General features: G+C 73.0%; 22 protein-coding genes. 16 read left to right on the plus strand and 6 right to left on the minus strand.

Annotated elements, in window-relative coordinates:
- Nucleotides 1-124 precede the first annotated feature (124 nt).
- The 7 genes from ABLM29_RS14660 to ABLM29_RS14690 all read left to right on the plus strand — a co-directional run bounded on the left by ABLM29_RS14660 (nucleotide 125) and on the right by ABLM29_RS14690 (nucleotide 7,394).
- Nucleotides 125-298, plus strand: coding sequence for a hypothetical protein (locus ABLM29_RS14660; protein ID WP_349714865.1), 174 nt, complete (start codon nucleotides 125-127; stop codon nucleotides 296-298).
- Nucleotides 283-702: an aspartate 1-decarboxylase gene (gene panD / locus ABLM29_RS14665; protein WP_349714866.1), complete on the plus strand. Its 420-nt coding sequence runs from the start codon at nucleotides 283-285 to the stop codon at nucleotides 700-702. Before ABLM29_RS14660 ends, panD begins: the two co-directional genes overlap by 16 nt.
- A 98-nt stretch (nucleotides 703-800) precedes the next feature.
- Nucleotides 801-2,483 (plus strand): L-aspartate oxidase, encoded by a 1,683-nt coding sequence (locus ABLM29_RS14670; protein WP_349714867.1) that lies wholly within the window; start codon nucleotides 801-803, stop codon nucleotides 2,481-2,483.
- Nucleotides 2,480-3,418, plus strand: a complete 939-nt coding sequence (nadC, locus tag ABLM29_RS14675) for a carboxylating nicotinate-nucleotide diphosphorylase (protein WP_349714868.1) — start codon at nucleotides 2,480-2,482, stop codon at nucleotides 3,416-3,418. The genes ABLM29_RS14670 and nadC overlap by 4 nt, the downstream gene beginning before the upstream one ends.
- Complete coding sequence (locus ABLM29_RS14680) at nucleotides 3,418-4,194, plus strand: type III pantothenate kinase (RefSeq protein WP_349714869.1); 777 nt, start codon at nucleotides 3,418-3,420, stop codon at nucleotides 4,192-4,194. The genes nadC and ABLM29_RS14680 overlap by 1 nt, the downstream gene beginning before the upstream one ends.
- 157 nt (nucleotides 4,195-4,351) lie before the next feature.
- Nucleotides 4,352-4,675: a histone-like nucleoid-structuring protein Lsr2 gene (locus tag ABLM29_RS14685; RefSeq protein WP_349714870.1), complete on the plus strand. Its 324-nt coding sequence runs from the start codon at nucleotides 4,352-4,354 to the stop codon at nucleotides 4,673-4,675.
- A gap of 190 nt (nucleotides 4,676-4,865) precedes the next feature.
- Nucleotides 4,866-7,394, plus strand: coding sequence for an ATP-dependent Clp protease ATP-binding subunit (locus ABLM29_RS14690; protein ID WP_349714871.1), 2,529 nt, complete (start codon nucleotides 4,866-4,868; stop codon nucleotides 7,392-7,394).
- A gap of 129 nt (nucleotides 7,395-7,523) precedes the next feature.
- Here ABLM29_RS14690 and ABLM29_RS14695 read toward each other — a convergent pair whose 3' ends face one another.
- A complete protein-coding gene (locus ABLM29_RS14695) occupies nucleotides 7,524-8,417 on the minus strand; it encodes an HhH-GPD family protein (protein ID WP_349714872.1) in 894 nt (297 codons plus the stop codon).
- A 132-nt stretch (nucleotides 8,418-8,549) separates the two neighbouring features.
- Here ABLM29_RS14695 and ABLM29_RS14700 point away from each other — a divergent pair, with 132 nt between their 5' ends.
- Nucleotides 8,550-9,443, plus strand: coding sequence for a hypothetical protein (locus tag ABLM29_RS14700; RefSeq protein WP_349714873.1), 894 nt, complete (start codon nucleotides 8,550-8,552; stop codon nucleotides 9,441-9,443).
- Nucleotides 9,444-9,518: 75 nt separating this feature from the next.
- Here ABLM29_RS14700 and disA read toward each other — a convergent pair whose 3' ends face one another.
- Both disA and radA read right to left on the minus strand, forming a co-directional pair.
- Nucleotides 9,519-10,598: a DNA integrity scanning diadenylate cyclase DisA gene (gene disA / locus ABLM29_RS14705; RefSeq protein ID WP_349714874.1), complete on the minus strand. Its 1,080-nt coding sequence runs from the start codon at nucleotides 10,596-10,598 to the stop codon at nucleotides 9,519-9,521.
- 115 nt (nucleotides 10,599-10,713) lie between these two features.
- Nucleotides 10,714-12,183 carry a DNA repair protein RadA gene (gene radA, locus ABLM29_RS14710; RefSeq protein WP_349714875.1) on the minus strand — a complete coding sequence of 490 codons (1,470 nt, stop codon included), beginning with the start codon at nucleotides 12,181-12,183 and terminating at the stop codon, nucleotides 10,714-10,716.
- Nucleotides 12,184-12,300: 117 nt separating this feature from the next.
- On the opposite strand from radA, the gene ABLM29_RS14715 reads away from it, so the two are divergent.
- Nucleotides 12,301-13,362 carry a LacI family DNA-binding transcriptional regulator gene (locus ABLM29_RS14715; protein WP_349714876.1) on the plus strand — a complete coding sequence of 354 codons (1,062 nt, stop codon included), beginning with the start codon at nucleotides 12,301-12,303 and terminating at the stop codon, nucleotides 13,360-13,362.
- A 238-nt stretch (nucleotides 13,363-13,600) separates the two neighbouring features.
- On the opposite strand, the gene ABLM29_RS14720 is transcribed toward ABLM29_RS14715, so the two are convergent.
- From ABLM29_RS14720 to ABLM29_RS14730, 3 genes are all read right to left on the minus strand, one after another.
- Nucleotides 13,601-14,392 (minus strand): class I SAM-dependent methyltransferase, encoded by a 792-nt coding sequence (locus tag ABLM29_RS14720; protein ID WP_502889244.1) that lies wholly within the window; start codon nucleotides 14,390-14,392, stop codon nucleotides 13,601-13,603.
- Complete coding sequence (locus ABLM29_RS14725) at nucleotides 14,317-14,955, minus strand: VOC family protein (RefSeq protein WP_349714877.1); 639 nt, start codon at nucleotides 14,953-14,955, stop codon at nucleotides 14,317-14,319. The genes ABLM29_RS14720 and ABLM29_RS14725 overlap by 76 nt, the downstream gene beginning before the upstream one ends.
- Nucleotides 14,956-15,093: 138 nt before the next feature.
- Nucleotides 15,094-15,867: a DUF3109 family protein gene (locus ABLM29_RS14730; protein WP_349714878.1), complete on the minus strand. Its 774-nt coding sequence runs from the start codon at nucleotides 15,865-15,867 to the stop codon at nucleotides 15,094-15,096.
- Between the two features lie 67 nt (nucleotides 15,868-15,934).
- Between ABLM29_RS14730 and ABLM29_RS14735 the strand changes: the two genes are divergently transcribed.
- From ABLM29_RS14735 to ABLM29_RS14765, 7 genes are all read left to right on the plus strand, one after another.
- Entirely contained in the window at nucleotides 15,935-16,873 is a 939-nt protein-coding gene (locus ABLM29_RS14735; protein ID WP_349714879.1) for a Ppx/GppA family phosphatase, read from the plus strand.
- A 38-nt stretch (nucleotides 16,874-16,911) separates the two neighbouring features.
- Complete coding sequence (locus ABLM29_RS14740; protein ID WP_349714880.1) at nucleotides 16,912-17,682, plus strand: sugar phosphate isomerase/epimerase family protein; 771 nt, start codon at nucleotides 16,912-16,914, stop codon at nucleotides 17,680-17,682.
- Nucleotides 17,683-17,743: 61 nt separating this feature from the next.
- Nucleotides 17,744-18,475, plus strand: a complete 732-nt coding sequence (locus ABLM29_RS14745; RefSeq protein WP_349714881.1) for an ABC transporter ATP-binding protein — start codon at nucleotides 17,744-17,746, stop codon at nucleotides 18,473-18,475.
- Nucleotides 18,472-19,206, plus strand: a complete 735-nt coding sequence (locus tag ABLM29_RS14750) for an ABC transporter permease (RefSeq protein WP_349714882.1) — start codon at nucleotides 18,472-18,474, stop codon at nucleotides 19,204-19,206. The genes ABLM29_RS14745 and ABLM29_RS14750 overlap by 4 nt, the downstream gene beginning before the upstream one ends.
- Nucleotides 19,207-19,251: 45 nt before the next feature.
- Complete coding sequence (locus ABLM29_RS14755; protein WP_349714883.1) at nucleotides 19,252-20,187, plus strand: proline dehydrogenase family protein; 936 nt, start codon at nucleotides 19,252-19,254, stop codon at nucleotides 20,185-20,187.
- 5 nt (nucleotides 20,188-20,192) lie between these two features.
- Nucleotides 20,193-20,993 (plus strand): pyrroline-5-carboxylate reductase, encoded by an 801-nt coding sequence (gene proC, locus ABLM29_RS14760; RefSeq protein WP_349714884.1) that lies wholly within the window; start codon nucleotides 20,193-20,195, stop codon nucleotides 20,991-20,993.
- A 223-nt stretch (nucleotides 20,994-21,216) separates the two neighbouring features.
- Nucleotides 21,217-21,609, plus strand: coding sequence for a hypothetical protein (locus tag ABLM29_RS14765; protein ID WP_349714885.1), 393 nt, complete (start codon nucleotides 21,217-21,219; stop codon nucleotides 21,607-21,609).
- Nucleotides 21,610-21,612: the final 3 nt, after the last annotated feature.

Raw genomic sequence — 21,612 nt, forward strand, 5'->3', positions numbered from 1 at the left:
ACCGAGGGTGCACTCCGGGGCGTGCGCATGGAGCTCGCCGCAGGAGACCTCGCCGCAGCGCGCACGCGCCTGGCCGAGGTGAACGACCAGCGGCGCCGCCGGCGTCGACCTGGACTACCTGGCCGTGACCACGCCGGCCCTGGCCCCGCTGGACGGCGCCGCGCCGTACGTCGGGGAGGGCCGCGCGCTCGTCGCGGCCCGCGTCGGCACCACCCGCCTGATCGACAACGTCCCGCTCGCACTCGGGCCGAGCGGCGACCACCCCACCGGAGAGGAATCCCGATGCTCCGCACCATGATGACCAGCAAGATCCACCGGGCCACCGTGACCCAGGCGGACCTGCACTACGTCGGCTCCGTGACCGTCGACGAGGACCTGCTCGACGCCGCCGACCTGCTCCCGGGCGAGCTGGTCCACATCGTCGACATCACCAACGGCGCGCGCCTGGAGACCTACACCATCGCGGGCGCGCGCGGCTCGGGCGTGATCGGCATCAACGGCGCCGCCGCGCGGCTGGTCCACCCGGGCGACCTGGTGATCCTGATCGGCTACGGCCAGATGACCACCGAGGAGGCCCGGGCGCACCGGCCGCACGTGGTCTTCGTCGACGGCGACAACCGGATCATGGGCACCAGCGCCGATCCGGCCGACACCTTCGAGGACCCGGACCTGCGTCGCGGGGACCTGACCGCGACCCGCTGAGAGCACCGCCGGCACCGCCTGCGCGATACTGGCTGGTCAGACCCCGCTCCCCGCAGCCGGCCGGCGCCGCCGGCCTCACCGACCGATCGGACTACGACGTGACCGCCGCACCCCGCCGCCTCCCCGGGCGGCTCACCGCACCGGCGCCGGGCTGGACGACCCGCGCCGACGTCGTCATCGTCGGCTCGGGCATCGCCGGGCTCACCGCCGCGCTACGGCTGCGGGACGAGGTCGACAAGGTCCTGGTGGTCACCAAGGACGTCCTCAACGCCGGCTCGACGCAGTGGGCCCAGGGCGGCATCGCCGCCGCGCTCGGCCCCGGCGACACCCCGGCCGAGCACGAGACCGACACGCTGGTCGCGGGCGCCGGCGCCTGCGACGCCGAGGCGGTGCGGATCCTGGTCACCGAGGGGCCCGAGGCGGTCCGTGAGCTGATCGCGCTGGGCACCAACTTCGACCTCGACGCCGACGGCGCCATCTCGCTGACCCGCGAGGGCGGGCACCACCGCGACCGGATCGCCCACGCCGGCGGCGACGCCACGGGCGCCGAGATCCAGCGCGCGCTCATCGCCGCCGTCCAGGCCGCCCCCGACATCGAGGTCATCGAGCACGCGCTCGCCGTCGACCTGCTGCTCGGCACCGGGCCGGACGGGGAGGAGCGGGCCGTCGGGCTCACCCTGCACGTGATGGGTGAGGGCCAGCGCGACGGGATCGGGGCCGTGCACGCCCGGGCCGTGGTGCTGGCCAGCGGCGGGCTGGGGCAGGTCTTCACCCAGACGACCAACCCGGTCGTCGCGACCGGGGACGGGATGGCCGTGGCGCTGCGGGCCGGCGCCACGCTGCGCGACCTCGAGTTCGTCCAGTTCCACCCGACGGTGATGTACCTCGGCCCCGACTCCCGCGGCCAGCAGCCGCTGATCTCCGAGGCGGTGCGCGGCGAGGGCGCCTTCCTGGTCGACGGCCCGCCCGAGGAGGGCGGCACCCGGTTCATGCAGGGCGTCCACGAGCTCGCCGACCTCGCGCCGCGCGACGTGGTCGCCAAGGCGATCATGAAGCGGATGCTCGAGACCGGCCGACCGCACATGTGGCTCGACGCCCGCCACCTCGGCGGCGAGTTCTGGGAGCGCCGCTTCCCGACCATCCTGGCCACCGCCCGCTCCCACGGCATCGACCCGGTCACCGAGCTGATCCCGGTCGCGCCGGCCTGCCACTACGCCTCGGGCGGGGTCCGCACCGACCTCGACGGGCGCACCGACGTACCGGGCCTGTACGCCACGGGCGAGGTCGCCTGCTCGGGGGTGCACGGCGCCAACCGGCTCGCCTCCAACTCGCTGCTCGAGGGTCTGGTCTTCTCCCGGCGGATCGCCGCGGTGCTGGCCGGCGAGCTCGCGCCCTGGGTGCCGCTGCGCACCGACCGGCGCGCCTCCGGCCTGGTCGCCGCCGACGTGCGCCGCGAGGTGCAGGAGACGATGACGACCCGGGTCGGCGTGCTGCGCAGCGCCCCGGGCCTCGCCGAGGCGGCCGAGCTGATCGACAAGCTCGCCGGCTGCGTCACCGGGACCGCCGACCAGGACTCCTGGGAGGCCACCAACCTGGTCACCATCGCCGCCGCGCTCACCGCGGTGGCCGCCGGGCGCGAGGAGACCCGCGGGTCGCACTGGCGCGAGGACTTCCCCGAGCGCGACGACGCGCGGTGGGCCGGCCACTTCGACCTCTCCCTCGTCGGCGGCGTCCTCGACGCCTCGTTCACCCCCGCCCCCGCCACGGACGGAGCAGCATGATCGCCCGCACCCCGTACGACGACCTGCCCGCCGCGCTGGTCGCCGAGATCGCCGACGCCGGGCTCGACCCGCGGGCCGTCCACGACCACGTGGCGCTGGCCTTCGAGGAGGACCTGCCCGGCGGGGTCGACGACGTCACCAGCGCGGCGATGCCGGCGATGGGCACCGCGGTCGCCGACTTCGCCGCCCGCGAGCCGGGCGTGGTCGCCGGCCTGGCGATCGCCGAGCTCGCGTTCCGCTACGCGCTCGGCGACGACGTCGAGGTCTCCGGCCGGGTGCCGGACGGCACCGAGGTGAAGCCCGGCGACGTGGTGCTCACCGTCACCGGGCCGCTGCGGGGCGTGCTCACCGCCGAGCGCACCGCGCTCAACTTCGCCTCCCACCTCTCCGGCGTGGCGACCGCGACCGCCGCCTGGGTCGAGGCGCTGGCCGGCACCCGGGCGCGGGTGCTCGACACCCGCAAGACGCTCCCCGGCTGGCGGGCCCTGCAGAAGTACGCCGTGCGCTGCGGTGGCGGGGTCAACCACCGGTTCAGCCTCGTCGACCGGGCGATGGTCAAGGACAACCACGCGGTGGCCGCCGGCGGGGTCGTCGAGGCCTACCGGGCCGTCGTCGCGGCCAACCCCGGCCTGCGGGTGGAGGTCGAGGTCGCCGACCTCGACGAGCTGCGCGCCGTGCTCGCCGCCGGGTGCACCGAGGTGATGCTGGACAACATGAGCACCGCCGAGATGGCCGAGGCGGTGCGGATCAACCAGGCCGAGCACGGCGGCCGGGCCGCGCTGGAGGCCTCCGGCGGGCTGACCCTGGAGCGGGCCCGCGAGGTCGCCGGGACCGGGGTCGACTTCATCTCCGTCGGCGCGCTCACCCACTCGGTCCGGGTCTTCGACCTGGGCCTGGACTTCCGGGACGCCGAGGACCCGGGAGGCTCCGACTGATGCCGCTCCTCGCCGCCGACATCGGCAACGCCCACACCGTCCTCGGCCTCGTCTCCGAGGGCCAGGTGCTCGCCGACTGGCGGGTCTCCACCAACGAGCACCGCACCGCCGACGAATGGGCGGTGCTGATCCGCGGACTTCTCGGCCGGGACGCCGGATCGGTCACCGGCGTGGCGGTCTGCGCGACCGTGCCGAGCGTGCTGAACGAATGGCGCGACATGCTCGACTCGCATTTCGCGGATGTGCCGCGCGTGATCGTCGAGCCGGGCGTCCGCACCGGCGTACCGATCCTGGTGGACAACCCCCGGGAGGTCGGCACCGACCGGATCGTGAATGCGCTCGCGGCGGCCGCCGATTTCACCGGTCCCGCGATCGTCGTCGATTTCGGCGGCACCGCGACGACCTATGACGTGGTCGACGCCGAGGGGCGGTACGTCGGTGGCGCGATCACGCCCGGGATCGAGATCTCGCTGGAGGCGCTGAGCCGTGGTGGCGCCCAGCTGCGGATGGTCGAGCTGGCCCGTCCCCGCAGCGTGATCGGGAAGAACACCGTCGAGGCGCTCCAGTCGGGTGTGGTCTTCGGCGTGGCCAGCCAGGTCGAGGGGATGGTCGAGCGGCTGGTCGAGGCGCTGGGCTGCGACGAGGACGAGGTCGCCGTGATCGCGACCGGATATCTCGCCGACCTGGTTATCTCCGAATGCAGCTGTTTCACCGACCATGCGCCGGCGTTGACGCTGCAGGGCCTGGAGAAGATCTTTCTTCGCAACCACCGGTGAATAGCGACTGAATCTCGGACTGATAATCCCGGGTGAACTAATTCGCGACACCCGGTCTATACCGGTGTTCGCGCGTTCCGTGCTACGGTCGCCGGTATTCCCGGATATCAGTATTCTGGATTCCATTCTTCTTCACCGGAAAGGCATTGGGGCATCCATGGCTCAGAAGGTCAGCATCATCCTGGTCGACGATCTCGACGGAAGTGAGGCCAGCACCACGGTCTCGTTCGGTCTCGACGGCGCCAACTACGAGATCGACCTCAACGACGAGCACGCCGCCGCGCTGCGCGAGGCCCTGGCCGAGTACGTCGGGAACGCCCGCAAGGTCGGCCGCGCCACCTCCAAGCGCTCCGCCAAGCCGGCCAGCGACGGCCCGTCGGCGAAGGAGATCCGCGACTGGGCCCGCTCCAACGGCTACGAGGTCCCCGACCGCGGCCGGATCCCGGCCGAGGTCCGCGAGGCGTTCGACGCCGCCAGCTGACGCCAGCCGCCTGGGGACATCCAGGAACCGTGCACCGGGACCGGGCCGCCGAGCGGCCCGGTCCCGCTGTTCGCTGACAGCGGACGTGATCTTGCGGTTACCTGGAACGCATAGGCTGTCCCCGGGGTTGTCTCTTTCGTGAGGTCCCCTCCGTGCGAGCGGAGGCCCCGAGGAAGCTGAGGAGCGAAACATGTTCGAGCGGTTCACCGACCGAGCCCGACGAGTGGTGGTGCTGGCCCAGGAAGAGGCCCGCATGCTCTCCCACAACTACATCGGCACCGAGCACATCCTGCTGGGCCTGATCCACGAGGGCGAGGGTGTGGCGGCCAAGGCGCTCGAGTCCCTCGACATCTCCCTCGAGGCGGTCCGCGCCCAGGTCGAGGAGATCATCGGCCAGGGTCAGCAGGCCCCCTCGGGCCACATCCCGTTCACGCCGCGCGCCAAGAAGGTGCTCGAGCTGTCCCTGCGCGAGGCGCTGCAGCTCGGCCACTCCTACATCGGCACCGAGCACATCCTGCTCGGCCTGATCCGCGAGGGCGAGGGCGTCGCCGCCCAGGTGCTGCAGAAGCTCGGCGCCGACCTCAACCGGGTCCGCCAGCAGGTCATCCAGCTGCTCTCCGGGTTCCAGGGCAAGGAGTCGTCCGCCGCGGCTGCCGCCTCCACCGGCAGCGGCAGCGAGGCGCCGTCCTCGTCGCTGGTGCTCGACCAGTTCGGCCGGAACCTGACCCAGGACGCCCGCGAGGGCAAGCTGGACCCGATCATCGGCCGCGCGCAGCAGATCGAGCGCGTGATGCAGGTGCTCTCCCGACGTACCAAGAACAACCCGGTGCTGATCGGCGAGCCCGGCGTCGGCAAGACGTCGATCGTCGAGGGTCTGGCCCAGGACATCGTCAAGGGCAACGTGCCCGAGACGCTCAAGGACAAGCAGATCTACACCCTCGACCTGGGTGCGCTGGTCGCCGGCTCGCGCTACCGCGGTGACTTCGAGGAGCGCCTGAAGAAGGTGCTCAAGGAGATCAAGACCCGCGGCGACATCGTGCTGTTCATCGACGAGATCCACACGCTCGTCGGCGCCGGCGCGGCCGAGGGCGCGATCGACGCGGCCAGCATCCTCAAGCCGATGCTGGCCCGCGGCGAGCTGCAGACCATCGGCGCGACCACCCTGGACGAGTACCGGAAGTACCTGGAGAAGGACGCCGCCCTCGAGCGCCGCTTCCAGCCGATCCAGGTGCCCGAGCCCTCCATCGCGGACACCATCGAGATGCTCAAGGGCATCCGGGACCGCTACGAGGCGCACCACCGGGTCACCATCACCGACGAGGCCCTGGTCTCGGCGGCGACGCTGGCCGACCGCTACATCTCCGACCGGTTCCTGCCGGACAAGGCGATCGACCTGATCGACGAGGCCGGCTCGCGGCTGCGGATCCGGCGGATGACCGCGCCGGCCGACCTGCGCGAGTACGACGACAAGATCGGCGAGGTCCGCCAGCGCAAGGAGGCCGCGATCGACGGCCAGGACTTCGAGGCCGCCGCGCGCCTGCGCGACGAGGAGAAGCAGCTCATCCTGAAGAAGTCCGAGCGCGAGAAGCAGTGGCGCTCGGGTGACATGGACGAGGTCGCCGAGGTCGACGAGGAGCTGATCGCCGAGGTGCTGGCGGTCGCCACCGGCATCCCGATCGTGAAGCTCAGCGAGGAGGAGTCCACCCGACTCCTCAAGATGGAGGACGAGCTCCACAAGCGCGTCATCGGCCAGGACGAGGCCGTCAAGGCGCTGTCGCGGGCCATCCGTCGTACCCGTGCCGGCCTCAAGGACCCGAAGCGTCCCGGAGGCTCGTTCATCTTCGCCGGCCCGTCCGGTGTCGGTAAGACGTGGCTGTCCAAGACGCTCGCGGAGTTCCTCTTCGGCGACGAGGACGCGCTGATCCAGCTCGACATGTCCGAGTTCGGCGAGAAGCACACCGTCTCCCGCCTGTTCGGCTCGCCCCCGGGCTACGTCGGCTACGAGGAGGGCGGCCAGCTCACCGAGAAGGTGCGCCGCAAGCCGTTCTCCGTGGTCCTCTTCGACGAGGTCGAGAAGGCCCACCCGGACATCTTCAACAGCCTGCTGCAGATCCTGGAGGAGGGTCGCCTGACCGACTCCCAGGGCCGGGTCGTGGACTTCAAGAACTGCGTCATCATCATGACCACCAACCTGGGCACCCGGGACATCGCCAAGGGCGTGCACCTGGGCTTCAACCAGGGTGGCGACGCGGCCGGCTCGTACGAGCGGATGAAGAGCAAGGTCTCGGAGGAGCTCAAGCAGCACTTCCGCCCCGAGTTCCTCAACCGTGTCGACGAGATCATCGTGTTCCCGCCGCTGAGCCAGGAGCAGATCATCTCGATGGTCGACAACATGATCGCCGCGGTCGAGGTCCGGCTGAAGGACCGCGACATGAAGATCGAGCTCACCCAGGCCGCGAAGAACCTGCTCGCCGAGCGGGGCTTCGACCCGGTCCTGGGCGCCCGGCCGCTGCGCCGCACGGTCCAGCGCGAGATCGAGGACGTGCTCGCCGAGAAGATGCTGTACGGCGAGGTCGGCCCCGGCCAGATCGTGCTCGTCGACGTGGACGGCGAGGGTCCCGCCCGGACCTTCACGTTCGAGGGTCAGAAGATCAGCGAGCTGCCCGACATGCCGCCGCTGGAGACGGTCTCCGAGGGCGACACCGACCCCGAGGCCTGAGCGCCGAGCCGGGGCTCAGGGCAGCCCGAACCGGCACCTAGGCCAGGCCGAACCGGCAGTTGTTCCGCACAGCGCGGAGCGGCTGCCGGTTCGGTGCTTTTCGGCGTGGCGCGAGCCCCGGTTCGGCGGTCAGGGGAGGGCGTAGTGGTCGTCGTCCCGACCCGCCGTGCCCGGCCCGGCGAGGCGGACCACGAGTCGGTCGGCGAGGAGCGACTCCAGGCAGCGCTCGCGCTGCACCGGCTCGTCCCAGGCGGCGTCGAGCCGGGCCTTCGGGACCGCCCCGGGGGCGTCGCGCAGCACCGCCATCAGGCGGCCGCGGCACTGGCGGTCGGTGCCCGCCCACGCCTGCACGGGGCGCGGCGGCCCGTCGTACGGCGGCTTGCCGGCCGCGTGCCAGGCGCACGCGCGGCGCACGGGGCAGGTGTCGCAGCGCGGCCGGTCCGCGGTGCAGACCAGGGCGCCGAGCTCCATCACCGCGACCGACCAGGTCGCCGCCGTCGGCTCGTCGTCGGGCAGCAGCGCGGCCGCGACGTCCCGCTCCGCGCGGGTCACCGACCGGGCCGGGAACTCCACCCCGGTCACGGCGCGGCCCAGGACGCGGCGCACGTTGGTGTCGAGCACCACCTGGCGACGCCCGTAGGCGAACGCGGCCACCGCGGCGGCGGTGTAGTCGCCGACGCCGGGCAGGGTGAGCAAGGTGGCGTAGTCGTCGGGCACCTCGCCGCCGTGGTCGGCGGCGATCGCGGTCGCGGCGCCGTGCAGGCGCAGCGCCCGGCGGGGGTAGCCGAGGCGGCCCCAGGCCCGGACGGCCTCGCCCGTGCGGGCGGCGGCCAGGTCGGCCGGGGTCGGCCAGCGCTCCAGCCAGGCCGCGTGCACCGGGAGCACCCGGCTGACCGGCGTCTGCTGCAGCATGAACTCCGAGACCAGCACCGACCAGGGTGAGGCCTCCGGGCGGCGCCACGGCAGGTCGCGGGCGTGCTCGTCGTACCAGCGCAGGATCGGGTCGACCAGGGGCGTGCTCATCGCGGCCATTGTCGCGGGTCGCCGGTGGTCGGGCGGGGGCGGCCCGGACGTGACGTGCCCGACTCCACCGGACTCGGGGTGGCTCGGCGGGGGAGCGCCGATCCGGCGACGAGTCTGACTACCGTTCCCGCCATGAACAGCCGCCGTACGTTGACCCGCGGGTCCCTCCCGCCGGGGATCTACTGGCGGCGCCGCTTCTTCGTCATCGCGCTGGCCGGCACGCTGGTCTTCCTGATCGGCAGCCTCCTCTCCGGGGGGAGCGACGGCGTCTCCTCCGCGCCGGTCGCCAGCCAGGCCGGGGTCGTGGAGCCGAGCGGGACCGTGACGGTCGCCCCCGGCACCAAGAAGAAGCGGAAGAACGGGAAGAAGGCCGGCCAGCAGGCGGGCACGAAGTCGGGCAAGGGCTCCGGCGCGACCGGGCCCGTCTTCGGTCCGTCCGAGCCGGTCACCGAGCTGGCCGAGCCGAGCGGCCCCTGCGCCGCCGACGACGTGCTGGTCGCGAGCGACGTCGAGGACGCGGTCGCCGGTCGCGACGTCACCATCGGGCTGCGCCTGCAGACGCAGCAGGCGGAGGCGTGCACCTGGCGGCTGAACCGGCGGACCGCGCTGGTCAAGATCCTCGACAACGGCCGGGAGGTCTGGACGAGCCGCCAGTGCCCGGGCCTGGTCCCCGAGGAGACGGTGGTGGTCCGCCGGATCATCGCGACCGTCGTCGAGATGACGTGGACGGAGGCCCGGGAGTCCGACGAGGGCTGCACGCCGCGAGCCGGCTGGGCGCAGCCCGGCGACTACACGCTGGTGACCTCCGCCATCGGCGGCGAGCCGAGCGAGACCACCTTCGACCTGGACACCCCGACGGCGGTGACCGAGACCATCGAGGTCACGCCGGACCAGCCGAAGGCGAAGAAGGCCAAGAAGACCAAGAAGGCGAAGAAGGCGAAGAAGACCGAGAACGGACGGGCGCAGCGGCAGGAGGGCGACGAGCCCACGCCGGACGCCACCCCGTCGGGCGAGCCCCGACGCTGACCAACACCCCTAGATCACCCCGACTCGGCACAAACTGACCGTCAGTTTCTGCCGGCCCGCGCCTACCGATGGGTCCTAGACGTATCGCTCCAGGATCGTGGACTCGGCGAGCCGGGAGAGGCCCTCGCGGACGCTCCGGGCGCGCAGCTCCCCGACGCCCTCGACGGCCTGCAGGTCGTCGATCCCCGCCGAGAGCAGCTTCTGCAGGGTGCCGAAGTGGTCCACGAGACCCTCGACGACGACCGCGGGCAGCCGCGGCACCTTGGTCAGCAGCCGGTAGCCGCGGGGCGCGACCGCGCCGTCGAGGTGCTCGCCGGCGCCGATCCCGAGGACCCGGGCCACCGAGGCGGGGTCGACCAGGTCGGTCGCGGAGAGCTGCTCGAGCCGGTCCAGCAGCTCGGAGGGCTCGCGGCTGCGCTTGCGGGAGGGGACGTAGTCGCGGATCACCAGCTCGCGCTCGATGTCGACACCGGTGACCAGCTCCTCCAGCTGCAGGGCGAGCAGGCGGCCGTCGGTGCCGAGCTCGAGCACGTAGTCCTCGATCTCGCGGGCGATCCGGGTGACCATCTCCAGGCGCTGGGCGACGACGGCGACGTCGCGGACGGTGACCAGGTCCTCGATCTCCAGGGCCGAGAGCGTGCTGGAGACCTCGTCGAGGCGGAGCTTGTAGCGCTCCAGCGTGGCCAGCGCCTGGTTCGCGCGGGACAGGATCTGACCCGAGTCCTCGAGCACGTGGCGGGTCTCGCCGACGTACGCCGCGATGATCTGCATCGACTGGGACACCGAGATCACCGGGAAGCCGGTCTGCTTGGCGACGCGGTCCGCGGTGCGGTGCCGCGTGCCGGTCTCCTCGGTCGGGATGGACTGGTCGGGCATCAGGTGCACGGCGGCCCGGATGATCCGGGTGCGGGCCGAGTCGACGATCACGGCCCCGTCCATCTTCGCCAGCTCGCGCAGCCCGGTCGCGGTGAACGGGACGTCCAGCTCGAAGCCGCCGGTGGAGATCTGCTCGACGACCTTGTCGTGGCCGAGGACGATCAGGGCGCCGGTGCGGCCGCGCAGGATCCGCTCCAGGCCGTCGCGCAGGAACGTACCGGGCGCGATCGAGGAGAGTGTCTCCCGCAGGCGGGGGTCCCCGCTCCGCTCCGTGGCCACGTGCTCTCCCTCAACCAAAAGACCCATACGAACTGCTGGGTTCACCCTAGAGTGAGCGCTTGCTCACCCGCACTCAATATCACCCCGCGCGTCCCGTGTCCCGTGTTGGGGTGCCTCAGAAATCCTCGCCCGCCTCGACCAGCTCGAGCGAGGGGGCCTGACGGCGGGCCGCGCCGGCGCCCAGTCCGAGCGATCGCAGCGCGCTGACCACGTCCGGCGCCTCGACGACGCGCATCCCGTCGACGACCCGGTCGCGGCGGGGCCCGCTCCGTGCCTCGCGGGGCTCAGCCGGGACCACCGCCATCGCGAAGCCGAGGCGTGCCGCCTCGGCCAGGCGCTGCGGGAGGTCGCGGACCCTGCGCAGCTCGCCGGAGAGGCCGATCTCGCCGAGGGCGACGGTGCCCAGCGGCGGCGGGGTCAGGAAGTGCGCCGAGGCCACGGCGACCGCGACCGCGAGATCGCTGCCGGGGTCGGTCAGCCGGGCGCCGCCGACGGTCGAGGCGAAGACGTCGTGCTTGTGGAGCGCGATGCCGGCGTACTGCTGCAGGACGGCCAGCACCATCGCCAGGCGCGAGGAGTCCACGCCGGAGGTGGTCCGTCGCGGCCGGTCCTGCGGGGTCTCCGTGGCGAGTGCCTGCACCTCGGCCAGGAGCGGGCGGCGACCCTCCAGCGTGACCGCGACGCAGGTCCCCGCCACCCGGCCGTGGTGGCGCTCGACGAAGATCCCGGTCGGGTCGTCGACGGCGGAGATCCCGCCCGGGCCGAGGTCGAAGCAGCCGACCTCGTCCACCGGGCCGAACCGGTTCTTCACCGCGCGGACCATCCGGAACCGGGAGTTGCGGTCGCCCTCGAAGTGGAGCACCACGTCGACCAGGTGCTCCAGGACCCGCGGTCCGGCGATCGCTCCGTCCTTGGTCACGTGGCCGACCAGCACCACGGTGATGTCGCGGGTCTTGGCCACCCGGACCAGGGCCTGCGCGACCTCCTTGACCTGGGTGACGCCGCCCGGCACGCCGTCGACGCCGGAGGCGCCGATCGTCTGCACCGAGTCGAGCACCAGCAGCGTGGGTCGGACCTGCTCGACGTGGGTCAGCACCGCGCCGAGGTCGGTCTCCGCCGCCAGGTAGAGCTCGTCGTGCACCGCGTCGGTGCGGTCGGCGCGCAGCCGGACCTGGGAGGCCGACTCCTCGCCGGTGACGTAGAGCGTGCGCTGGCCGCGCTCGGCGGTGCGGGCGGCCACCTCCAGCAGCAGCGTCGACTTGCCGACGCCGGGCTCGCCGGCGAGCAGCACCGCGGCGCCGGGCACCAGGCCGCCGCCCAGCACGCGGTCCAGCTCGGGTACGCCGGAGCGGTGGTGCAGCGCCTGCTCGGCCGACACGCGGCCGATCGGGACGGCCGGGGAGGTCACCGGGGAGGCAGCGGTGCGGCCCGAGCCGACGGAGGGCTCGGGCGCGCTCTCGACCACCGATCCCCAGGCGTGGCACTCGCCGCAGCGGCCCACCCACTTCGCCGTCGTCCAGCCGCACTCGGTGCACCGGTGGACGGTCCGGGGGGCGCGCGTGGAGCGCGACGAAGCGGAGGCCATGGTGGTGACGGTAGGCGACGGGTCCGACACCTCCCGCGGCGACCGGCCGGTGGTGGGAGAATTGCGCCGCACGGCACAGCACGGGCACCACGCAACAGGCACGGGGAGGTGAGGGGGATGGGCATCAGCCCGGACCACGGCACGCTGCCGCCGACCCTCGCCGACGTCGCCGAGCGGGCCGGCGTCTCCCGGCAGACCGTCTCCAACGCCATCAACAACCCGTCGCTGCTGCGTGCGGACACGCTGGCCCGGGTGCGCCAGGCGATCCTCGAGCTCGGCTACCTGCCCAACCGCGCGGCCCGCAACCTGCGCACCGGCACCTCGCGCCTGATCGGGCTGCGGGTGCCGCCGGTGCCGGAGCAGATCGCGAGCTCGACGATGGACCGGTTCGTGCACTCGCTGGTGGAGGCCTGCAGCCTGGCGGGCTACCACGTGCTGCTGGTCGCCGACGGCTACAACGAGGACAGCACCGGGACCCGGCTGCCCGACCCGATCAAGGGGTACGACGACCTCCTGCGCTCCACGACGGTCGACGCCTTCGTCGTGACCGACACCTACCTCGGCAACCCGCAGACGGCCTGGCTCGCCGAGCGGCGGGCGCCGTTCGTGGCGTTCGGCCGGCCCTGGGACGACCCCGCGGCCCGGCACGCGTGGGTCGACGTCGACGGCGCGGCGGGCACCCGCCAGGCCACCGAGCACCTGCTGGACCGCGGCCACCACCGGATCGGCTGGCTGGGCTGGCCGGCCGACTCGCGGATCGGCGAGGACCGTCGTACCGGCTGGGAGCGGGCGATGGCGTTCCGCAGCTGCGACACCAGCGGGCTGGTCTGGCGCTGCGAGGACACGCTGGAGGCCGGTCGCCGCGCGGCCGCGGAGATGCTGGACGTGGCCCGCCCCTCGGCGGTGGTCTGCGCCTCGGACACGCTGGCCCTGGCGGTGCTGCACGTCCTCGCCGAGCGCGGCCTGCGGCCGGGCCACGACGTCGCCGTCGTCGGCTTCGACGACTCCGCGACCGCGCAGGTGGTGCCGCCGGGCCTCACGTCCGTGCGGGCGCCCCTGGACCGGGTCGCCGCGGAGGTCGTCGAGGCGCTGCGGGGCCTGCTCGGCGGCGAGCCCCGGCCCCAGCCGGGCGTGCTGCTGACCCCGACGCTGTCGGTCCGGGGCTCGAGCGCCCCCTGACCGGTGGTGGTGGTTTCGAGGCTCGCTTCGCTCGCACCTCAACCACCGGTCTAGCGGCTGCGAGCGCGGGGAACGCGAGCCGAGCCCGCGCAGGGAGCGAAGCGACCGGAGCGGTCGAGGCGAGCATTCGCCGCGTGCAGCCGCCGCAGGCCGCCAGACCACCCGGCACCGAGAAGCGCTCGACCGCGCGGCCGGCAGCGCGGCGGAGCGAAGCGGAGACGCGCTCGGCCCGTCGGACTCAGTACTGCCGTGACCAGAGGTTCACGGCGTAGTCGACCTCGGTGCCGGTGTGCTCGGCCAGCACCCGGTCGGCGACCTCGGGGGAGAACTCGATCCGGACCACCGCCTCCAGGTCGGCGCGCGACGCGAAGCGCCAGCCCATGTCGACGCGGTCGAGGTGCCAGCCGCGGGCGGTGAAGAAGCGCTCGATCACCGCGGCGTCGGGGAGGTCCGGGTAGCCCTGCCGGAACCAGCCGCCGAAGGTGGAGCGGCTCTTGTCGTTGTCGATGATCAGCGCGGTGCCGCCGCGCCGCATGACCCGGTCGAGCTCGGCGAGGCCCGGCTCGCAGCCGGGGCCGAAGAAGTAGGCCCAGCGCGCGTGGGCCACGTCGACGGAGCGGTCGGCGAGCGGGAGCTCCTGCGCGGTGCCGGCCAGCACCTCGACGTCCACCAGCCGCCGGGTACGCCGCTGCGCCAGCCGCAGCAGGCCCGGGTGCGGCTCGACGCCGACCGTGCGCGCGGCCGTCTCGGCGAAGCGCGGCAGGTGGAACCCGCTCCCGCAGCCGAGGTCCAGGACGGTGCGCCCGGACCAGCCGGCGGGGCCGCAGTGCGCGAGCATCGCCGACCACAGCCGACCGTCGGGGTCGGCGGCGTGGTTCTCGAGCTCGTAGGTCGCCGTGTGGCCCCAGATGTTGGGGCTCGGGATCGACCCGCGGAGCGGCTGCTGGGTCAGCGTCAGATCCGGACGATGCCGGTGGGGGTCTGGACCTGGGCGGCGAGGATGCCGGGGGTGCCGTGCGGGGCGACCCAGTCGACCTTCACGTCCTCCAGCGGGGCGTCGACGGACTCGCCGAGCCACTCGCTGACCCGCAGCGGGTCGCCGGCGATCTCGATGCCGGCGAGGGAGAACGCCTCGTCCGCGCCGGCGGAGGGGTGCAGGTCGCGCGGGGTCTCCCACTCGATGAAGAAGGGCAGCTGCGGGTCGGCGATCAGGCCGTTGATGCCGATCTGCTTCCAGGACAGCTCGGTGCCGTCGGGGCGGTGCCGGTGGCCCTCCACCGCGCTGCGCCCGAGGCGGGTCTCGACCACGGCGATCTCGGGGACCGCGACGACCCAGCCGAGCCAGCCGCCGCCGAGCGCGGAGCGGGCCTTGACGGCCTGGCCGAAGGGGGCCTTGTCCGAGGCGGGGTGGTCGAGAGCCTCGACGACCTCGAGGTACATGTCGCCCGCCAGCGGCAGGATCATGTTGCGGGTGCCGAAGCGCGGGTGGATGCCGCCGTCGACGAACTCGCGACCGAGGGCGGCGCCGAGGCGCTCGGCGGTGGCGGCCAGTCCGTCCGGTCCGGCGGCGTACGACAGGTGATCGAGGCGCATGGCCTCATTGTGTGCCTGCTCGGTCCCGGACCGTGCATCGGGGTGGTGGTCTCTTGATGTCGAGAGGTTGATCTCACTTCAAGCGGACGCGCGCGTCGCCCGCTGTTACCTCGGTCACATCCGCCCGTCGCCCGCGGTTCAGTGGGGCGACGCCGGGTGCAGGGCGAGCGCGGATCTCGAGCGCAGGTGCGCCTCGCAGTGGCCGGCCAGCTCGTCGTACGCCGCCTCGCCCATCAGCGCGACCAGCTCGGGCCGGTTGGTGACGAAGACCGGCTCCATGCCGACGTGCGCGTCGGTGTTGCCCGAGCAGTACCAGTCCAGGTCGTGGCCGCCGGGGCCCCAGCCGCGCCGGTCGTACTCGCCGATCCCCACCTCGGTGTACTCGGTGCCGTCGGGCCGCTCGACGGTGCGGAACGTGCGCCGGATGGGGAGCTGCCAGCACACGTCCGGCTTGGTCTCCAGGGGGTTGCGCCCCTGGGCCAGTGCGAGGCCGTGCAGCGCGCAGCCGGCGCCGCCGCCGGCGGGGGAGTCGAAGTCGCTGCGGTTGTGGAAGATGCAGCCGCGCTGGCCGTCGACCTCGATGGCCAGCGTCTTGCGCTCGCCGTCCTCGTCGGTCTCGACCCAGTCCTGGGTGCGGACCTTCCGGCCGGGGTGGAACTGCCAGGTCTCCGGGGTGAGCTGGGCGACGAAGCCCGCCACCCGCTTCTCGTCGTCGGCGTCGGAGAAGTGCGCCCCGAGGGTGCAGCAGCCGGTGTCCGGTGAGTCGGCGAAGATCCCGCGGCAGCCCTGGCCGAAGATGCAGACGAACGAGGAGGTCAGCCAGGTCAGGTCGCAGCGGAAGACCTCGTCGGCGTCGTCGGGGTTGACGAACTCGACGTAGGCGCGGGGGAAATCCAGGTCGACCTCGGGCACCGGCCCAATCTAGTGGCGCGGTGGTCGTGCGCGGACTTCGACGAAGCGCCCTAGTACCGTGGGTCCCATGCGTCTGGGCGTGCTCGACATCGGCTCGAACACCGGTCACCTGCTGGTGGTCGACGCGCACGACGGCGCCGCGCCACTGCCGGCGTACTCGTACAAGCAGCCGCTGCGCCTGGCCGAGCACCTCGACGAGAACGGCGACGTCTCCTGGACCGGGATCGAGGCGCTGGCCTCCTTCACCGCCGAGGCGCTGGTGGTCGCGGAGGAGAAGGGGTGCGAGGAGATGCTCCCGTTCGCCACCTCCGCCGTGCGCGACTCCGGCAACGCCGAGTCGGTGCTGGCCCACGTGCGCGAGCGCACCGGGGTCGACATCCAGGTGCTGCCCGGTGAGGACGAGGCGCGGCTGACCTTCCTCGCCGTACGGCGGTGGTTCGGCTGGTCCGCGGGCCGGCTGATCGTCTTCGACATCGGCGGCGGCTCGCTGGAGATCGCCTCCGGCGCCGACGAGCGGCCCGACGTCGCGCAGTCGCTGCCGCTGGGCGCGGCGCGCCTGGCGAGCACGTGGCGCCACGACGTCGCCGACGCCGACGGTCTGCGGCGGGTGCGCCGCGACATCCGGGCGGCGCTCGCCCGCGACGCCGGCCACGTCCTGCGCAACGGCGCCACCCACCGCGCGGCGGCCACCTCGAAGACGTTCCGGTCGCTGGCCCGGATCTGTGGCGCCGCGCCGTCCGGGGACGGCCCGCTGACGCCGCGCACGCTCCCGCTCGCCGAGCTGCGGGACTGGATCCCCAAGCTGGTGACGATGAGCGAGGCGGAGCTGGCGGCGCTGCCGGGGGTCTCGCCGAGCCGGGCGCACCAGATCGTGCCGGGGGCGCTGGTCGCCGAGGCGTGCATGGACATCTTCGACGAGGAGCGGCTCGAGATCTGTCCGTGGGCGCTGCGCGAGGGCGTGATCCTGGAGCGGATCGACAAGCTCGGGGTCACTGACCGCACGTGAGCGACCTGCCGCGGCGACCTCGGATCGGACTGTCCACCGTGTCGGTCTATCCGGAGTCGACCGCGCACGCGTTCGCCTACGCGGCCGCCGTCGGCTACGAGTCGGTCGAGGTGATGGTCGGCGTCGACGCGCTCTCGCAGCAGATCAGCGCCGTGAAGAGCCTCTCGGACCACCACGGGGTGCCGATCAGCGCGATCCACGCGCCGTGCCTGCTGTTCACGCAGCGGGTCTGGGGGCTGGAGCCCTGGGGCAAGCTGGAGCGCTCGGCGCAGATGGCCGCCGCCGTCGGCGCGGACGTGGTCGTGGTGCACCCGCCGTTCCGCTGGCAGCGGGACTACGCGCGTGACTTCGTGGACGGGATCGCCGCCCTGGAGACGTCGAGCGGGATCGCGTTCGCGGTGGAGAACATGTACCCGTGGCGGGCCTCGTCGCGGCGGCGGATGGAGATGTACCTGCCCGGCTGGGACCCCTCGGACGAGCCCTACGCCAACACGACGATCGACCTGTCCCACGCCTCGATCGCCCGCGACGACCCGGTCGCGATGGCCCAGCGCCTCGGTCCGCGGCTCCGGCACATCCACCTCACCGACGGCACCGACTCCGCCAAGGACGAGCACCTGGTCCCCGGCCGCGGCGACATCGGGGCCGACACGTTCCTCGAGCACCTGACCACCTCGGGCTTCGCCGGGGAGGTGGTGCTGGAGATCAACACCCGCCGGTGCCCCAGCCGCGAGGCCCGGGAGGCGGACCTGCGCGAGTCGCTGGAGTTCGCCCGGACCCACCTGGAGGCGGCGGCGCCCACGCCGTGACCCCCCGACGGTCGGAGCGTTTCTGCCGACTCCGGGCCGGGTCACCGGCATGATGGCGGCCATGGGTGGCGCGCACGCACGACCTGTCATCGAGACCTCCGGCCTGACGGTGGTCCGCGGGGGGAACACGGTGCTCGAGGGCCTCGACCTGCGGATCGGGTCGGGGGTCACCGGGCTGCTCGGCCCGTCCGGCTGCGGCAAGTCGACCCTGCTGCGCAGCGTCGTCGGCGTGCAGCGCATCGAGTCCGGGACCGTCACCGTCCTCGGTGAGCCGGGCGGCACGGCCCCGCTGCGCGACCGGGTGGGCTACATGACCCAGGAGTCGAGCGTGTACGACGACCTGAGCGTCACCGAGAACCTGAGGTTCTTCGCCCGCGTGCTCGGCGTCGACGCCGGCGCGATCGACCCGGTGGTCGCCACCGTCGACCTGGAGCGCCAGCGGGACCAGGTGGTGCGCAACCTCAGCGGCGGCCAGCGCTCCCGGGTGGGGCTCGCGGTCGCGCTGCTCGGCGACCCCGACCTGCTGGTGCTCGACGAGCCCACGGTCGGCCTGGACCCGGTGCTGCGCCGCGACCTGTGGGACCTCTTCCACCGGCTGGCCGAGGACGGCACGGCGGTGCTGATCTCGAGCCACGTGATGGACGAGGCGGACCGCTGCGACCAGCTGCTGCTGATGCGGGAGGGCCGGATGCTGGCGCACGACACCCCGGCGGCGGTGAAGGAGGCGGCCGGCGCGGACGACATCGAGTCGGCCTTCCTCGCCCTGGTCGAGTCGGGCGAGGACGCCGCATGAGCCCGCGGGTCACCGGCGCGATCGCCGGGCGGGTGCTGGTCCAGCTGCGGCGCGACCACCGGACGCTCGCGATGCTGCTGGTGCTGCCGGTGGCGCTGCAGGCGCTGCTGTGGTGGGTCTACCAGGACAGCCCGGCCATCTTCGACCGGATCGGACCGGCGCTGCTGGCGATCTTCCCGTTCTTCGTGATGTTCCTGGTGACCAGCGTGACCACGCTGCGCGAGCGCTCGAGCGGCACCCTGGAGCGGCTGTTCACGATGCCGATGCAGCGGCTGGACTTCCTGCTCGGGTACGCCGCCGCGTTCGGCCTGGTCGCCGCCGTGCAGGCGGCGGTCGCGGTGGCCGTGACGGTCGGCCTGCTCGGCCTGGACATCATGGGGCCGGTCTGGCTGCTCGGCGTGGTCGCCATCGCCGACGCGGTCCTCGGCACCGCGCTGGGCCTCTTCGTCTCCGCGTTCGCGCGCACCGAGTTCCAGGCGGTCCAGTTCCTGCCCGCGGTCGTGGTGCCCCAGATCCTGCTCTGCGGGCTGATCCAGCCCCGCGACGAGCTCCCGGGGATCCTGTCGTTCGTCTCGGACCTGCTCCCGCTCTCCTACGCGGTGGACGCGATGGAGCACCTGTCGACGTCGACCGGGACGGGCGAGGTGTGGGCGGACGTGGCGGTCGTCGCCGGCTTCGCCCTCGCCGCGCTCGGGCTCGGCGCGGCGACCCTGCGCCGGCGTACCGAGTAGGCGCGTCGGTGCGGACGGGGCCACCCCCCGCCGTACATTCGATCCATGCGCCCCCTCCGCGACTCGCTCCTGCTGCTCGCCCGCAGCGAGCGGTTGAAGCGGATGGTGACGTCGCTGCCGGTCTCCGCGGGGGTGGTGCGCGGCTACGTCGCGGGGGAGACCGTCGAGGAGGCGGTCGAGGCGGTGGCCGGGCTGGCCGAGCACGGGATCGACGCGACCGTCGACCGCCTGGGCGAGGACACGGTCGAGCCGGAGCACGCCCGGGCGACGGTGGAGGCCTACCTCGCGCTGCTGGCCCGGCTCGCCGAGCGCGGGCTGGCCGAGCAGGCCGAGGTCAGCGTGAAGCTGACCGCACTGGGCCTGAGCCTGCCCGGCGGCGGGCACCGGGTCGCGCTGGAGAACGCGCGCACGATCTGCCGGGCGGCGCGCAACGCGGGGACCACGGTCACGGTCGACATGGAGGACCACACGACCACCGACGCGACGCTGGCGATCCTGCGCGAGCTGCGCCAGGACTTCCCCGAGACGGGCGCGGTGGTCCAGTCCTACCTGCGACGCACGGAGGCCGACTGCCGCCGGCTGGCCCGCGAGGGCTCCCGGGTGCGGCTCTGCAAGGGCGCGTACGACGAGCCGTCCGACGTCGCGTTCACCGACCCGGCCGAGGTCGACCGCAGCTACGTGCGCTGCCTGCGGGTGCTCTTCGAGGGCGGTGCCTACCCGATGATCGCCACCCACGACCCGCGGCTGGTCCGGATCGCAGAGGCGCTGGCGCAGCGGCACGCGCGGCGGCCGGAGACGTACGAGTACCAGATGCTCTACGGCGTGCGCCCGGTCGAGCAGCGCCGGCTGGCCGAGGCGGGCCACCGGGTGCGGGTCTACGTGCCCTACGGCGAGGAGTGGTACGGCTACCTGGTGCGTCGCCTCGCAGAGCGTCCGCGGAACCTGACATTGTTCGTCACGTCCCTGATCTCCAAGAAGTGAGTGCGATGAACCAGACTGCCGTCATCGGCGCCGGGGTGATGGGCGAGACCCTGCTCTCGGGCCTCGTCCGCGCCGGCCGCCGCGTCGACACCCTGCTCGTGGGCGAGAAGCGCCCGGAGCGGGCCGCGGAGCTCGAGGAGCGGTACGGCGTCTCCGTGGTCGACAACGTCGAGGCGGCCACGAAGGCCGACACCCTCGCCCTCGTGGTGAAGCCGCAGGACATGGCGGACGTGCTGGCCGAGATCGCGCCGGCGCTGCGGGCCGGCCAGCTGGTCGTCTCGTTGGCCGCCGGCATCACCACGTCCTTCATCGAGTCCCGGGTGCCCGAGGGCGTCGCGGTGGTCCGGGTCATGCCGAACACCCCGGCGCTGGTCGACGAGGGCATGTCGGCGATCTCGGCCGGCACCCACTGCGACGACGTGCACCTGACCGAGGCCGAGGCCCTGATGGCCTCGGTCGGCAAGGTGGTCCGGGTCCCGGAGAAGCAGCAGGACGCGGTGACCGCGATCAGCGGCTCCGGTCCGGCGTACGTCTTCTTCATGGTGGAGTCGATGATCGAGGCCGGCGTGCACCTCGGCCTGCCGCGGACCACCGCGCACGAGCTGGTGGTGCAGACGCTGGTGGGCTCGGCCGCGATGCTGAAGGAGACCGGGGAGCACCCGACGGTGCTCCGCGAGCAGGTCACCTCCCCGGCCGGCACCACCGCGGCGGCGCTGCGCGAGCTCGAGGTGCACAAGGTGCGGGCCGCGTTCCTGGCCGCGCTGGAGGCGGCGCGGGACCGCTCCGTCGCCCTCGGCTCCTCCTAGGTGTCGAGATGCAGTGAGGATCGTCGGATCGATCGTGAAGAAGAGGCAGTCTTCCGACGTGAGGTAAGGGCGCCGGGTCAAGGCGTGCGCTGAGGTCGCGTAGAGCGGTCACTCCCAGGGTGCTCCGGAACTCGATCGGCTTGTGGGCCCGACGACGAGCGCGGCCGGCGAGAAGCACTCAGACCGCCTGACAGCGTCCGGGAGCCGATGACAAGATCCGCCCATGTCCATCGATGTGCGGGTCAGAGACGAGACGACATCGGGTGACGTCCTGCAGGAGCTGGCGCTCCAGCTGTCCAGTGAGCGGCTGACCGTGGCCGAGTTGATTCGCACGCGCGTCGAGGCCGAGGTGCGGGCTCACCACGCGTCCGACGCATCCGAGCCCTACCGCGGGCTCGTACAACCCGAGCGCCACGAGGAGAGGCTGAACGGGCCACGGCCACCTAAGCGGATCGATCCCGAGAAGCAGGTCGAGGTCGCCCTCGACGCGTTCTCGCGTGGCCGGGTCCTGCTGCTCGTCGACGACCGTCAGCTGACCGAGCTTGCCGACGAGGTCGTCCTCGGACCCGGCAGCGCGGTCACGTTCTTGAAGCTCATTCCGCTCGTCGGGGGCTGACGC

It is taken from the genome of Nocardioides sp. YIM 152588, from assembly GCF_040191335.1.
In the GTDB taxonomy this organism is placed as follows: Bacteria; Actinomycetota; Actinomycetes; order Propionibacteriales; family Nocardioidaceae; genus Nocardioides.

Coding starts and splice junctions, on each gene's coding strand:
- proC (WP_349714884.1), top strand. CDS start 20,193: ATGAACCAGACTGCCGTCATCGGCGCCGGGGTGATGGGCGAGACCCTG.
- ABLM29_RS14700 (WP_349714873.1), top strand. CDS start 8,550: ATGAACAGCCGCCGTACGTTGACCCGCGGGTCCCTCCCGCCGGGGATC.
- ABLM29_RS14735 (WP_349714879.1), top strand. CDS start 15,935: ATGCGTCTGGGCGTGCTCGACATCGGCTCGAACACCGGTCACCTGCTG.
- nadC (WP_349714868.1), top strand. CDS start 2,480: ATGATCGCCCGCACCCCGTACGACGACCTGCCCGCCGCGCTGGTCGCC.
- ABLM29_RS14765 (WP_349714885.1), top strand. CDS start 21,217: ATGTCCATCGATGTGCGGGTCAGAGACGAGACGACATCGGGTGACGTC.
- ABLM29_RS14725 (WP_349714877.1), bottom strand. CDS start 14,955: ATGCGCCTCGATCACCTGTCGTACGCCGCCGGACCGGACGGACTGGCC.
- ABLM29_RS14745 (WP_349714881.1), top strand. CDS start 17,744: ATGGGTGGCGCGCACGCACGACCTGTCATCGAGACCTCCGGCCTGACG.
- ABLM29_RS14685 (WP_349714870.1), top strand. CDS start 4,352: ATGGCTCAGAAGGTCAGCATCATCCTGGTCGACGATCTCGACGGAAGT.
- ABLM29_RS14690 (WP_349714871.1), top strand. CDS start 4,866: ATGTTCGAGCGGTTCACCGACCGAGCCCGACGAGTGGTGGTGCTGGCC.
- ABLM29_RS14755 (WP_349714883.1), top strand. CDS start 19,252: ATGCGCCCCCTCCGCGACTCGCTCCTGCTGCTCGCCCGCAGCGAGCGG.
- radA (WP_349714875.1), bottom strand. CDS start 12,183: ATGGCCTCCGCTTCGTCGCGCTCCACGCGCGCCCCCCGGACCGTCCAC.
- ABLM29_RS14680 (WP_349714869.1), top strand. CDS start 3,418: ATGCCGCTCCTCGCCGCCGACATCGGCAACGCCCACACCGTCCTCGGC.
- ABLM29_RS14715 (WP_349714876.1), top strand. CDS start 12,301: ATGGGCATCAGCCCGGACCACGGCACGCTGCCGCCGACCCTCGCCGAC.
- panD (WP_349714866.1), top strand. CDS start 283: ATGCTCCGCACCATGATGACCAGCAAGATCCACCGGGCCACCGTGACC.
- ABLM29_RS14695 (WP_349714872.1), bottom strand. CDS start 8,417: ATGAGCACGCCCCTGGTCGACCCGATCCTGCGCTGGTACGACGAGCAC.
- ABLM29_RS14750 (WP_349714882.1), top strand. CDS start 18,472: ATGAGCCCGCGGGTCACCGGCGCGATCGCCGGGCGGGTGCTGGTCCAG.